This window comes from Mangrovimonas xylaniphaga (assembly GCF_001280435.1).
GTDB classification, from domain to species: domain Bacteria; phylum Bacteroidota; class Bacteroidia; order Flavobacteriales; family Flavobacteriaceae; genus Mangrovimonas_A; species Mangrovimonas_A xylaniphaga.
Genome location: NZ_LBIP01000013.1, coordinates 1,686,463 through 1,700,776, shown reverse-complemented (window position 1 = coordinate 1,700,776; position 14,314 = coordinate 1,686,463). Strand labels below are relative to the sequence as shown.

Annotated in this window: 12 protein-coding genes; 6 read left to right on the top strand and 6 right to left on the bottom strand. The window is 37.7% G+C overall.

Translation table 11 applies throughout. The features are described from left to right. The first annotated feature begins 177 nt into the window (after positions 1-177). Together ZA06_RS07505 and ZA06_RS07500 are read left to right on the top strand one after the other, a co-directional pair. Positions 178-1,500: a M16 family metallopeptidase gene (locus tag ZA06_RS07505; RefSeq protein ID WP_053976749.1), complete on the top strand. Its 1,323-nt coding sequence runs from the start codon at positions 178-180 to the stop codon at positions 1,498-1,500. 17 nt (positions 1,501-1,517) lie between these two features. Next, positions 1,518-3,566, top strand: coding sequence for a M16 family metallopeptidase (locus tag ZA06_RS07500; protein WP_053976748.1), 2,049 nt, complete (start codon positions 1,518-1,520; stop codon positions 3,564-3,566). Between the two features lie 59 nt (positions 3,567-3,625). Here the strand turns inward: ZA06_RS07500 and ZA06_RS07495 are convergent, their stop codons facing one another. Then, positions 3,626-4,504: a DMT family transporter gene (locus ZA06_RS07495; protein WP_053976747.1), complete on the bottom strand. Its 879-nt coding sequence runs from the start codon at positions 4,502-4,504 to the stop codon at positions 3,626-3,628. Positions 4,505-4,619: 115 nt separating this feature from the next. On the opposite strand from ZA06_RS07495, the gene ZA06_RS07490 reads away from it, so the two are divergent. Beyond that, on the top strand, positions 4,620-5,030 hold the full coding sequence (locus ZA06_RS07490) for a heavy-metal-associated domain-containing protein (RefSeq protein WP_053976746.1): 411 nt from the start codon (positions 4,620-4,622) through the stop codon (positions 5,028-5,030). A 53-nt stretch (positions 5,031-5,083) separates the two neighbouring features. On the opposite strand, the gene ZA06_RS07485 is transcribed toward ZA06_RS07490, so the two are convergent. Then, on the bottom strand, positions 5,084-5,626 hold the full coding sequence (locus ZA06_RS07485; protein ID WP_053976745.1) for a YciI family protein: 543 nt from the start codon (positions 5,624-5,626) through the stop codon (positions 5,084-5,086). Between the two features lie 21 nt (positions 5,627-5,647). After that, a complete protein-coding gene (locus ZA06_RS07480; RefSeq protein WP_053976744.1) occupies positions 5,648-6,118 on the bottom strand; it encodes a CYTH domain-containing protein in 471 nt (156 codons plus the stop codon). 63 nt (positions 6,119-6,181) lie between these two features. On the opposite strand from ZA06_RS07480, the gene dinB reads away from it, so the two are divergent. After that, the gene (gene dinB / locus ZA06_RS07475) at positions 6,182-7,294 is read left to right on the top strand and encodes a DNA polymerase IV (protein ID WP_053976743.1); all 1,113 of its coding nucleotides are present in this window, start codon (positions 6,182-6,184) and stop codon (positions 7,292-7,294) included. Here the strand turns inward: dinB and ZA06_RS07470 are convergent. Next, positions 7,291-8,766, bottom strand: coding sequence for a helix-turn-helix domain-containing protein (locus tag ZA06_RS07470; RefSeq protein ID WP_053976742.1), 1,476 nt, complete (start codon positions 8,764-8,766; stop codon positions 7,291-7,293). The genes dinB and ZA06_RS07470 overlap by 4 nt on opposite strands. Positions 8,767-8,891: 125 nt before the next feature. On the opposite strand from ZA06_RS07470, the gene aceB reads away from it, so the two are divergent. Continuing rightward, positions 8,892-10,490 carry a malate synthase A gene (gene aceB / locus ZA06_RS07465; protein ID WP_053976741.1) on the top strand — a complete coding sequence of 533 codons (1,599 nt, stop codon included), beginning with the start codon at positions 8,892-8,894 and terminating at the stop codon, positions 10,488-10,490. Between the two features lie 72 nt (positions 10,491-10,562). Beyond that, a complete protein-coding gene (locus tag ZA06_RS07460) occupies positions 10,563-12,194 on the top strand; it encodes an isocitrate lyase (protein WP_053976740.1) in 1,632 nt (543 codons plus the stop codon). A gap of 84 nt (positions 12,195-12,278) precedes the next feature. On the opposite strand, the gene pyk is transcribed toward ZA06_RS07460, so the two are convergent. Further along, the gene (pyk, locus tag ZA06_RS07455) at positions 12,279-13,724 is read right to left on the bottom strand and encodes a pyruvate kinase (protein WP_053976739.1); all 1,446 of its coding nucleotides are present in this window, start codon (positions 13,722-13,724) and stop codon (positions 12,279-12,281) included. Between the two features lie 3 nt (positions 13,725-13,727). Further along, entirely contained in the window at positions 13,728-14,207 is a 480-nt protein-coding gene (locus ZA06_RS07450; protein ID WP_053976738.1) for an IPExxxVDY family protein, read from the bottom strand. Positions 14,208-14,314 lie beyond the last annotated feature (107 nt).

Genomic DNA, 14,314 nt, shown 5'->3' with positions numbered 1-14,314 from the left:
AAATCAACCACCTTTAAATTTCGTGAAAATTTATGTATTAATATAATTTTTATAATACTTTTTACATAATTGCTATACAAAGCCAACTTTGATTTCTATTTTTGCAAGGAGTGTAACATTTTCAACCTGTGTTAGACTTACATTGAAACTTATAATTTTAAAACTAAAAAACGCACAATGAAAAAAGGCTTATTTTCTTTAGCTTCTTTGTTGCTTATTGGTAATTTGACCATGGCGCAAAAAGTTGAATTTGAAGAGTATGACTTAGATAACGGGATGCACGTCATCTTACATCAAGATAATTCTGCTCCAGTAGTAACTACCTCTGTTATGTACCATGTTGGAGCTAAAGACGAAAATCCAGACCGTACTGGATTTGCCCACTTTTTCGAACACTTGTTGTTTGAAGGTACCGAAAACATCGATAGAGGAGAATTTTTCAAAATCGTTGCTGCCAACGGTGGAAAAAACAACGCCAACACTACCGATGACCGTACATATTACTACGAAGTATTCCCTTCTAACCAAGTAGAGCTTGGATTATGGTTGGAGTCTGAGCGTTTAATGCACCCAGTAATCAACCAAATTGGCGTAGATACCCAAAACGAGGTTGTTAAGGAAGAAAAGCGCATGCGTGTAGACAACAGCCCATATGGTAAGTTTTTGGAAAATGTAAAGGTAAACCTATTCAAAAAGCACCCATACCGTTGGACTACCATTGGTAAAATGGAACACTTGGATGCTGCCACTTTGGAAGAGTTCCAAGATTTCAACGCAAAGTTCTATGTGCCTAACAATGCTGTTTTGGTTGTAGCTGGAGACTTCAACAAAGCAGAAGTTAAAACCATGATCGAAAACTATTTTGGACCAATTCCTCGCGGGGAAGATGTGGTTAGAAACCTTCCTAAAGAAGATCCTATCACCGAGACCATCCACGCTAAAGCTTACGATCCAAACATTCAAATCCCAGCTATCATTGCTGCTTATAGAACACCTTCTTTTAAAGATAGAGACGCTTATGTTTTGGATATGATTTCAACTTATTTAAGTGGAGGAAAATCTTCAAAATTGTACAAAAAGATTGTAGATGAGAAAAAAATGGCTTTGGAAGTAGCTGCTTTCAACTTTAGCCAAGAAGACTACAGTGCTTATATCTTGCTAGGATTACCTTTAGGAGATGTAACTCTAGATGCCATCATCAAAGAAATCGACGAGGAAATTGTGAACCTACAGAGCAACCTAATCTCTGAGCGTGACTACCAAAAACTTCTCAACCAATTTGAAAACCAATTTGTAAATGCCAACTCAAATGTTGAAGGTATTGCCAATTCTTTAGCAAGATACTACATGCTTTATGGAGATACCAACCTTATCAATAATGAGATTGATATCTACAGATCTATTACTAGAGAAGACATTCAAGCCGTTGCTAAAAAGTACCTAAACCCTAACCAACGTTTGTTATTAGAGTACTTACCAGAAGAAAAAAGCAACAACTAAAAACATAAATTTCACAGATGAAAGCAAAAATATCAACTTTATTAGTCTTGTTTTTAATGTCTTTAGGTGCCACTGCACAAATTGACAGATCAAAACAACCAGAAGCGGGGCCAGCTCCAAAAATCACCCTCGAAAAACCAAATGAATTTGAACTAAAAAACGGTATCAAGGTGCTTGTAGTAGAAAACCACAAATTGCCAAGAGTATCTTATTCCCTTCAAATAGATAACAAGCCTATCATTGAAGGCGACAAAGCTGGCGTATCCAGTTTATTGGGATCTATGTTAGGAAACGGGACAACTACCATCTCTAAAGATGCCTTTAACGAAGAAATAGACTTCTTGGGAGCGCGTCTAGGGTTTAGCTCACAAAGTGCTTACGGAAGCTCTTTATCTCAATACTCTGAAAGAATTTTGGAATTGATGGCAGATGCTGCAATCAACCCATTATTGACTCAAGAAGAGTTTGAAAAAGAGAAAGCAAAAGCTTTGGAAGGCCTAAAATCTAGCGAAAAAAGTGTTGACGCCATTGCCGGTCGTGTTGGTGGCGCTTTATCATACGGTTTGGATAACGCTTATGGAGAGTTCATGACAGAGGAAACTTTGAACAATGTAACTCTTGATGACGTTAAGGCTTTTTACAATAAATATTTTACTCCTAACCACGCTTACATTGTAGTGGTTGGAGACGTAAAAGTTAAAGACGTTAAAAAGCAAATCAAAAAGTACTTCGGAAAATGGGAAAAAGGTCAAGAAATCACTACTGCTGTACCTGCTCCAAAAGCTAACGTAGCTACAACTGAGATTGATTTCATCGACATGCCAAATGCTGTACAATCTAACATTTCTGTGACCAACAATGTAGATTTGAAAATGAATGACGAAGACTACCTTGCAACAAAATTAGCTAACTACATCCTTGGTGGTGGAGGTGAAGGTTATTTGTTCATGAACCTTCGTGAAGCTCATGGATATACTTATGGCGCTTACTCAAGCATTGGATCCAGCAGATACAAAACATCACGTTTTAACGCTTCTGCCAAAGTTAGAAATACCGTAACAGATAGCTCTATCGTAGAAGCATTAAAAGAAATCAACCGTATCAAAACAGAACCTGTAGATGCAGAAGCACTTAAAAATGCAAAAGCTAAATACATCGGTTCCTTTGTAATGAACTTGGAAAACCCTTCTACTGTTGCTGAATATGCCCTTAACATTAAATTGAATAACCTTCCAGAGAACTATTACGAAACTTATTTGGAGCGTGTTAACAATGTAACTGTTCAGGATATCACCAATGCTGCCAACAAGCACTTTGCGACACAAAATGCTCGTGTAATTGTAGTTGGAAAAGGAAGCGACGTATTGGAAAACCTTGAAAAAACAGGATTTCCTATTAAATATTATGACACAAATGCAAAGCCTACTGAAAAGCCGGTTTACGAAATCCCAATGCCTGCTGATATGGATGCCAACAAGGTATTGAACGCTTATATCGCTGCTATTGGAGGTCAGTCTAAATTGGACGCCGTAAACTCTGTATACATGTCTGCTGAAGCTGAATTGCAACCAGGAATGGTTATGAACCTTGAGATGAAAAAAACGGTAAAAAACCAATTCCTTCAAGAAATTACCATGATGGGGCAATCTCAAAAACAAGTTTTAGACGGTAATTCTGGATATTCCTCAGCTCAAGGTCAAAAAATTGACATGAACGAAGAGCAAGTTAAAGCTGTACAAGTAGAATCATCTCCTTTCCCAGAAGTTAACTATCTAAACGGTGGTGTTACTTTGGAAAAAATTGAAGTAGTTGATGGCGAAAAAGCTTACAAAATTAAAGTTGACGCTGAAACTGCTATTTTCTACAGTGTAGAATCTGGATTAAAAATTAAAGAAGAAAAAACAACCCCAATGGGTGTTCAATCTACTTTCTATACCAACTACCAAGAAGTAGCTGGAGTTAAGTTCCCATTTACTATTGGTCAAACATTTGGTCCACGTCGTTTCGATTTCACAGTAAAAGAAATCAAAGTAAACGAAGGTGTAAGTGATGCCGATTTCAAATAAGAAAAAGGATTAACATGAATACAAAAGGGCAAAACGATATGTTTTGCCCTTTTCTTTTTTCAACGATTCCTTCTATGCGAAAGATAAACTCCAAGCAACACTATAGCGGTAGCTAATCCCTGCAACACACTGAACGATTCTCCATCCAACACACCCCACATTAAGGCCACCACAGGCATTAAATACGTTACCGAAGAAGCAAATACAGGGGTTGAAATCTGTACCAAAGTAGTGTACAGCACCTTTGCCAAAGCAGTCCCAAAAAAGGACAAAATCGTCACATACACCAAGGACATTTTAAACTCTGGATTTGTAAAAGTAGTTTCAGCAAAAAATCCAGACCAAACCAGCACCAATATCGCAGGAACAATAATGGCAACATAATTTCCAGTGGCAATTGCCAAAGGCTTTACATCTTGCAGATATCTTTTAATAATGTTCACATTACTTGCGTACATTACCGTGGCCAACAACACAAACCCTGCATATAAATAATTCTGTTCCGGATTTAGTGCTGCGCCTTTTAAAATAAGCAAACAGGTCCCAATAAAGCCAATGATTACCCCTAACAATTGTCTTTTGGTGGAGCCTATTTTAAATACCGCCATCCCCATCAACAAGGTATTCAAAGGCACCAAAGAATTCAGCACAGAAGTTACCGCACTATCAATTTCGGTTTCGGCTATGGCAAACAAAAACGCAGGAAAGAAGGAACCTAAAAAACCAGAAATGGAAATCCACAACCATTGTCTAGCTTTTACTTCTTTTAAATGCTTCACTCCCACAGTAAAAAGGAACAACCCAGTAATAATCGTCCTCAACGCCCCCAATTGCCAAGGTGTCAAGCCCAACAAAGATTTCTTGATAAGTATAAAAGAACTCCCCCAAATCAATGACAGAACAATGAGGTAAATCCATTTAATATTGATTCTTTCCATGCTTCTTATTTGAAAATCACAAAATTCGTTAATTATTCTGCAGGAAACATCAATAATTATTAGATTTGTCTTACATTAACATACAGTCCCTCCCTAGGGGCACAAACGAAAAACTATGAAATCTATCTTTACTATTTTGGCTGTTGGCGCATTAACATTAAGCACTGTGGCTTGCAAGGACAATTCTGCTCCTGAAGTTAAGACCGTTGCAATTGAATCTCATGCAGAAGAAGGAAAGCAATTGGATCCTAATGCAACTTACGCTAAAGCCGAATTCAGCATTGAAGGAATGACCTGCGCCATTGGATGTGCCAAAACCATTGAAAAGAACATTTCTAAAATGGAAGGTGTAAAATCTGCCACAGTTGATTTTGACAAAAAATTGGCTATGGTTGAATATGACGAAGCAAAGGTAACACCAACTTCTTTGGAAGAAACCGTTACAAAAACAGGAACCATGTACAAAGTGAACGATATGAAAACCGTAGAAGCTTTCACTGAAACTTCCACTGCAAGTGCTCACTAATTTTCACTATTAAACACATAAAAAAAGCCGCTAATATCAAGCGGCTTTTTTTATTATCTAAGCTGAAATCCTTTGGCGGCCCACCATGGATGAACCTCAACCTCTAATCGGCCTGCTTTTACCATAGGATCCGATTTAGCCAAACTATCTGCTATCCCTAATGTTGGCACATTATAAATAGTAATACCTCTTATATCCCCATCATCTCCAAAAGGTCCTGAGATATCTGCATAACCCAGCTCATACATTTTCCCTAGATGTTTAAGATGTTCCTCCTGAAGCAATGCTGCTTCCTCTTCATTTTGATTTCTGACCGTGCCTTTCTTTAAAAAAGCTATAAAATATTGTTGCATCAACACCGTATCTTTGGTCTTGGAATCCACATATTCGAAGGTTTGAAACCCTTTTGAAGTTAATGAATCCTTAAGAGCCCTAACCGATATTTTTTTCTCGACAAGAGTCTCTTCTTGAACCACAATGGAATCCACAACAGCTTCTACGGTAGTTTCAATATTGGACTCCTCATGTCCTTTGGAGTTATCTTTACAAGCAAACAACATCCCAAAAACGAACATCATTACTATTATTTTTCTCATCAATTCTGATTTTTCATCACTCTATTTCCAAGTTTTATAAGGCGTTTTACTTAAATAGGAATTGTAATATTCCACTTTTCCAGTCACCTCTTCTCCCAACCATGAAGGCTTCAAAAAGTCTTCATCTACAGCATTCAATTCAACTTCAGCAACTATTAAACCTTCGTTTTCATCATGAAATTCATCTACTTCAAACAAATGGTTTCCCATTGGTATTTCATAGCGTGTTTTATTGATAACACCGGGCTCACAAATCTGCAACAATGCTTCAGCTTCTGCCTTTTCGATGATGGTTTCCCATTCAAATCTGCTCAATCCATCTTCAGTGCTCTTCCCTTTTACCGTCAGGATACCTTTATCACCTGAAATCCTAACTCGAACTGTGCGTTCTTTATCCGTATTCAAAAACCCCTGAACAATCTGCTTGCTACTGGTTGCTTCAGTTTTAAACGCTTCCGACGACACTAAAAATTTACGTTCTATTTCTATCATAAACCTTTCTTACTCCTTTTAAAAACCAATCATTAAAAGGCATTTAATGCCTAAATTTACGGCATGCAAAGTGATTTACCAATAAGAAAGATTATACATGTAGACATGGACGCCTTTTATGCCTCTGTGGAGCAAATGGATAATCCTGAACTCAAAGGTAAAGCCATTGCGGTTGGAGGTAGCAGTAAACGTGGCGTAGTAAGTGCCGCTAGTTATGAAGCCAGGAAGTTTGGTGTGAAAAGTGCCATGAGCGGCATTCAGGCCAAACGCCTTTGTCCGGAACTAATTTTTGTCCGCCCTAATTTTGAACGCTACACAGAAATCTCTAAAAGAATCAGGAAAATCTTTTACAATTACACCGATTTGGTAGAACCCCTATCCCTTGACGAAGCCTATTTAGATGTTACCACCAACAAAAAGGGACTTTACAGTGCTTCCATGATTGCCAAGGAAATCAGACAGCGCATTTTTGATGAGATAGGCCTAACAGCTTCCGCAGGGATTTCCATCAATAAATTTATTGCCAAAGTTGCCAGTGATTACAACAAGCCGAACGGACAAAAAACAGTTGGACCAGAAGAGGTCTTGGATTTTATTGAAGCCTTGGATATTCGGAAATTTTACGGTGTAGGGAAAGTGACGGCCGAAAAAATGTACCAATTGGGGATTTTCACAGGAAAGGATTTGAAATTAAAATCTATGGAGTATTTGGACGAGCACTTTGGAAAATCGGGGCGCTACTATTATAATGTAGTTAGGGGAATCCATACAAGTGAAGTCAAACCCAACCGCATTAGAAAATCCTTGGCTGCAGAACGCACATTCAGTGAAAATCTATCCTCGGAAATATTCATGCTCGAAAAACTTGAGCATATTTCAGAGGAAGTTTCCAAACGATTGACAAAAAGTAAAGTGGCAGGAAAAACAGTGACATTAAAAATAAAATACTCCGATTTCACCCTACAAACCAGAAGCAAAACCTTGCCCTATTTCATAAGTGATAAAAGCATCATTCTTGAAACTGCAAAGGACCTCTTGTATCAGGAAAAACTTGACAATTCCGTAAGGCTGTTGGGAATTTCCATTTCCAATTTAAACACTGAAAAACACAAGGATAAAGACAAAATCAAAGACGAAGAAAGCACTGTAAGTGTACAATTGAAATTTGACTTTTAAGAAAATTTATCGTTCAAGGTTTCTACAATATTCTCAATTTTTTTGTTTTTATAAGCCTTTTCCAAAGCTAAGGCGGGCACCTGCCTCACCTTACAATCCATGATAGAACAGCGCTCGCAAGTTACCCCAACTTCTTGTGTTTTAATTCTATCGTCATTTAAAAAGTTCAGCTTCCGTTCCAACTGCTTATTAATGAGCAAACCTATGGTAATACTTCTGTATTGATTGTCCCGAAATGGATCCCGCGTAGCAGACGACAGCACTAAATACTTCATGTCATCACTAACATAATTAGAAATTTGAATATCAAATTCATGGTCTTTATGGCTCTTGCTGATATCTTCCAAAACTTTCAGGGCCACCCAACGCCTACAATAATGCTCGTTGGTTTCATTGGCCCTAGGGGAATGTTGATGTGCTAAGTGCAACTCCTTTTTCAAGTAAAATTTGTCGCTATTGGCCCTATGCGTAAACCTTAAAAAAAACAGGTCTTGTATATTGAATGATTTAGGCAAAATATTTGTCAACCGCTGGTAAAAGGACTCTGGCGAGGCATTAAAACTTTCCATGGTTTTCAAAAACAAACCGGCATCAAAAGTGTCTTGTTCAAAGAGTGTTTCTAATTTCGCAGAAAGTTGGGCTTTTGGAAGAATCAAAGCACCAGCAAAATAGGACGCATAAAAGTTATTAAGTACCTGATCGAAACTTTTAAATTTTATCCAAGGAAAAGTGTACAACCTATCGTTAATTTCCAAATAATTATAGGCAATCTCTTTAGCAAAAATAAAGGTACGTTGTGGCTCATCAATACCATTTGCCAAGAGCAATGTTTTACTTTTGGGTACAAAAACAGACCTTAAATTACCTAAGGCTTCATGTTTGCCCAATTCATTTTCATTAATGCTATATCCATATTCTTCAACCAAAATTTCCTCCAACTCTTTGGATGAAATTGGCATTGTTAAATCCACTTGATAAGATTTTGCAAACCTTAAAACGCCTTGTTCCAAATCCTCAAAATAGTTGTTATTGGCCTCCTGGAAGGAACGCACTGAAGCCAGAAAAAAACTCTCCCTACTAAAATTGTAATGTTTTGCAATCTCAATAATAGTGCTCACAAATGCATTCACTTTGGCCGGTGCATTGGCCACAATATCAATAAGGTTGCTCTCCTTTATTCCAAAAAGATCTAAGGGAATTTCCTTTAAAATTTTTGACTGCAGTAATTCTCCAATGGGCGCCAAATTTTTGTCAAGCTTTAAGGAAACCATTTGGTCATACGGGACATCCAATTTTTCGGATAATACAGCAATTTTGTCTGGCTTGGGGTATTTTTTACCCTTTTCTATTTCATTTAAATAGGATTTTGACAGTCCCGTAAGCTTGGACAGCCCAAATAAGGATAAATTCTTATCGGTTCTAATTTGCTTCAGCTTAAGCCCAAATATGAGTTTTATATAATCTTGTTCCATACTACATTAACAAAAATAACAAAATTTGCGAATCAAAGGAAAAAAGCGAAAATACATTTTTAGCGAACGTTCGCTTGTTTTTTAAAAATCTTTATTCTAATATTGTATTGTAAAATTCTGAAAACATGGAAAATACAATTTTAAAAACGTCAAAAATCAAATTGGATAATAACGTTCAAAACTTTTATCCTGAAATTTTAACCAAGGAAGCCTTAAAGTTTATTGCCCTGCTTCATGATCAATTTAATTCCAGGCGACTGGAGTTACTTAACGATCGAAAACTACAACAGCAGCTGTTTGACAAAGGAGACCTTCCAAAGTTTCCTGAGGAAACCAAAACCATTAGAGAAAGCCAATGGACCGCAGGAGAAATCCCAATTGATCTTCAAGATAGACGTGTTGAAATTACAGGACCTGTGGACAGAAAAATGATTATTAACGCCTTAAACTCCGGAGCCAAAACCTTTATGGCCGATTTTGAGGACAGTAATGCCCCAACCTGGAAAAACTGCATGCAAGGCCAACAAAACTTAATTGATGCCAATAAAAGAACCATTAGCCTAATAGACCATGCCAAAGGTAAAACCTATTCACTAAACGACAATCCTGCTGTACTATTGGTGAGACCTCGTGGTCTACATTTAAATGAACGACACTTATTATTAAACAATGTTGAAGTCTCCGCAAGTTTAGTGGATTTTGTTCTGTACGTTTTTCATAACGCGAAAACACTTCTAAAAAACAACACTGCCCCCTACTTCTATTTACCAAAATTAGAGCATTACCTTGAGGCTCGTTGGTGGAACGAGGTATTTATGTTTGCACAAGAGTACCTTAACATTCCCAACGGTACATTTAAAGCCACCGTTTTAATTGAAACAATCACGGCTAGTTTCCAATTGGATGAAATTATATACGAACTAAAAGACCATATTGTAGGCCTCAATTGCGGCCGATGGGATTACATATTTTCATATATCAAAAAATTCAGAAATCATACTGAATTCAATGTCCCAAACAGAGATCAAGTCACCATGACCACCCCATTTATGGAGGCCTATTCTAAATTGGTGATTCAGCGCTGCCACAAACGCGGCATTCATGCCATTGGTGGAATGGCTGCTCAAATCCCCATTAAAAACAACCCAACAGCTAACAATTTAGCTTTGGAAAAAGTACGAAAGGATAAGGAGCGTGAAGCTAAAAACGGGCATGATGGCACTTGGGTTGCACACCCTGATTTGGTACGCGTTGCTATCGACGAATTCGACAAATATATGTCTACCCCTAACCAAATACACTTAAAGAGAGAGGATGTTAATATAACAGAAATGGATTTGGTTGCACAGCCTCAAGGTACCGTTACAGAGGCTGGAATACGAAAAAATATTAATGTTGGCATACTATATTTAGAAGCATGGTTACGAGGTTACGGAGCCGTGGCACTCTACCATCTAATGGAAGATGCGGCCACTGCAGAAATATCGAGAACCCAGGTTTGGCAATGGCTTAAAAACGAAGTAATCCTTGAAGACGGAAGAGCCTTTTCAAAAAACCTTTATTCAGAAATATTTGATGATGAAGTAGAAAAAATCATCACAGAACTAAGCGGAAGTAATATTAAAGATTCGAAGCTTAAACAAGCCATTAGCCTATTCAACGGCTTGGTACTTTCTGAAGAATTTGAAGAATTTTTAACGATTCCTGCATACAAGTACCTATAAAAAAACAATCCTGCGATTGCGGCAACAATCAACAGGATCTAATTATTAATAAAAATAACGTATCACAAAATTATGAAAAATCTACAACAAAGCAATTACTGCTCGGCCTTACAGACCGTACAAAATCTGAAAGAAAAATACGGTGAATCCTGGAAATCAATTAGCTCAGAAAATGCTGCTAGAATGATTGCGCAAAATCCTTTTAAAACAGGTTTGGACATAGCTAAATACACGGCTAGCATTATGAGAAAGGACATGGCAGAATACGACGCCGATTCTTCAAATTACACTCAGTCCCTTGGCTGTTGGCACGGTTTTGTCGCCCAGCAAAAAATGATCGCCATCAAGAAACACCATAAAACCACTAACAAGAAATACCTTTATCTATCGGGCTGGATGGTAGCCGCTTTGCGCTCAGAGTTTGGACCATTGCCAGACCAATCCATGCATGAAAAAACAGCAGTGCCAAAATTGATTCATGAAATCTATCAGTTTTTACGTCAAGCGGATGCCATAGAGCTTAATGATTTGTTTAGAAGATTGGAAAACGGGGAAGATGTCCAAGAACAAATTGATAATTTTGAAACACACATCGTCCCTATCATTGCCGATATCGATGCAGGTTTTGGAAATGAAGAAGCCACTTACCTTTTGGCCAAACAAATGATCCAAGCTGGTGCTTGCGCTATTCAAATTGAGAACCAAGTATCAGATGCCAAACAATGCGGCCACCAAGATGGTAAAGTTACTGTTCCTCATGAAGATTTTATAGCCAAACTTAATGCCGTGAGGTATGCGTTCCTTGAATTAGGTGTTGAAGATGGCATTATTGTGGCAAGAACAGATTCAGAAGGTGCAGGTCTCACTCAAAAACTACCGGTTAGCAAAGAGCCAGGTGATTTAGCTTCGCAATATCTAGCCTTTATTCAAGCTGAAGAAACTAGTATTATTAACGCCAAAGAAGATGATGTGCTCTTTAAACGCGACGGTAAACTAGTAAAACCTGTTAGGCTTCCAAATGGGCTTTATAAATTCAGAGAACATACCAATATTGACAGGGTAGTTTTAGATTGCATTACCAGCTTGCAAAATGGAGCGGATTTACTTTGGATTGAAACCCCAACACCAAACCTGAAACAAATTGCGCACATGGTTAACCGAGTAAAAGCTGTTGTTCCTAATGCCAAATTGGTTTATAACAATTCTCCTTCATTTAATTGGACCTTGAATTTTAGGAAGCAGGCGTACGAAGAAATGCTTTCATCTGGAAAAGATATGTCCTTTTATGACAAGGATAATTTAATGGATATAAAATATGATAACTCAGAACTATCTAATATAGCAGATGATAAAATAAGATCGTTTCAAAAAGATGCTTCGAATGAGGCGGGGGGTTTTCACCATTTAATTACACTTCCAACTTACCACACCACAGCTCTCCATATGAATGATTTATCTGAAAACTATTTTGGAGAAGATGGCATGTTGGCTTACGTTAAAAAAGTGCAGCGACAAGAAATTCGAAAAGGCGTTTCCTGCGTAAAGCACCAAAGAATGGCAGGTTCGGACCTCGGTGATGACCATAAGACGTTCTTTTCTGGCGAACAAGCCTTAAAAGCGAGCGGCAAGAAAAACACTTCTCATCAATTTGAAAATAATAAGAATGAAAATAAAGCTATTAAGAAACTCCCTTTGACAGCATAGTTTTTCAATTTACACATTTCACATAAAAAGAAAGGCGTCTCGATAGTTTCAAGACGCCTTTTTGATCAATTTTTGACCAATGTTTTATTTAATATTACAACTTGTAATTTCGGTCACCCTTAACGTATTTACCATACCTTTCTCCTGAATAGGCATAGCAGCCAAACTCACCAACATATCACCTTCTGTTAAATAACCCTTTTCACAAGCAATGGCGTTAACATCTTCGATGGTTTCATCAGTACTTACAAACCTGTCATAATAGAATGCATTTACACCCCAAAGTAAACTAAGTTGGGTTAAAATACGCTTGTTAGAAGTAAATACCAAGATGTGCGACTTTGGTCTCCATGCCGAAATCTGGAATGCTGTATAACCACTGTTTGTCAAAGTAGAAATAGCTTTGGCATTGATTTCATTAGCCATATTGGCAGCGTGGTAACAAATGGACTTAGTAATATATCGCTTTGTACGAATGTGCGGAGGCGATTGTGGCACTTGGATTAAGTGAGAATCTTCCACACTACGAATAATGTTAGACATTGTTCTAATTACCTGTACAGGATAAGATCCAACAGAGGTTTCTCCAGAAAGCATTACCGCATCGGCACCGTCCATTACAGAGTTAGCAACGTCATTTACCTCGGCACGTGTTGGCGTTAAACTGGAAATCATTGTTTCCATCATCTGCGTAGCAATAATTACCGGTATTCTAGCCTTTTTGGCACGTAATACCAATTGCTTTTGAATTAAAGGCACTTCCTGAGCAGGAACTTCCACCCCTAAATCTCCACGAGCTACCATTAAACCGTCACAGTAAGCTACAATCTTATCGATATTTTCTACCGCTTCAGGCTTTTCAATCTTCGCTACGATTGGAATTTTTTCATCGCTATGCTCCTTGATCAATTCCTGCAATTGCATTAAATCCTCTGCATGACGCACAAAAGACAAGGCAATCCAATCTACCTTTTGACCAATGGCAAAAATAGCATCTTCAATATCCTTTTCGGTTAATGCAGGCTGAGAGATGTTTGTATTTGGAAGGTTAACTCCTTTTTTAGACTTTAAAGGTCCTCCTTGAATTACTCTAGCCTTAACTTCCGTTTCGTTATTTGTTGATACAACTTCAAAGATCAATTTTCCGTCATCCAGCAAAATACGCTCTCCTGGTTTGGCATCTTTAGGGAACTTTTCATAAGTCATGTAAACACGCTCTTTGGTCCCTTCAAAGCGCTCTCCAGTAGCAAAAATGATCTCGTCTCCTTCATTCACTACCACTTCCCCTTTCATAACCCCAACGCGAAGTTTTGGCCCTTGAAGATCCGCCAATATGGCCGTGTTGAACCCAAATTCTTCATTCAGCTCTCGGATCATTTTGATGCGTTCTGCCACATCACTATAATCGGCGTGAGAAAAGTTAATTCGGAACACGTTAACACCTTCTTCCATCATGCCTTTCAATACTTCCTTAGTACTGGTTGCAGGGCCTAAAGTGGCAACTATTTTAGTTTTCTTTCTTTGTTGCATTAATTAAAAAATTAAATAATCTTTAGATTTCAATTGTTCTGTATCTACACTATAAGCCGTAATGACCTGTGGTATAGACTGTATTTTATCGAGGACCAGCTTTTCATTAAACTGTTCATTCTCGTCTGTGATCTTCACTAAATAATCAACATTTTTCAGTTCGGGGATCAAATTATAGGTCTTCAACACCTTTTCCTGAACATCAAAAAGTGATCCGGAGCTTTGCAAACTGTCTTCTTCCTTTTTACATACATTGGAAATTAAATTCCAAGTGATGTACTTCTTTTCATTATCCCACTCATATATAGCGTAAGTAGCCGCAAAATATTTATAATCCAAATCTTGGGGTTTACGCTTCAATTTGATATCTAAGTAGGAATTCAGCAGGTAAGCCAATCTGTAATCTTCCAACCTACAATGAATGGCTAAAAGTGAAAAAGAGGCATCATAAAAATCGTCAACAAGTAATTTATGCAAAGCCATGCTCCCATCAAAATATTGATGGTGTAAATATACTATATTAAAATAATTTAAAAATGAAGTTTCCGTTAATCTTCTTTCGAAACCCAACGAAAACGTTATAGTTAATT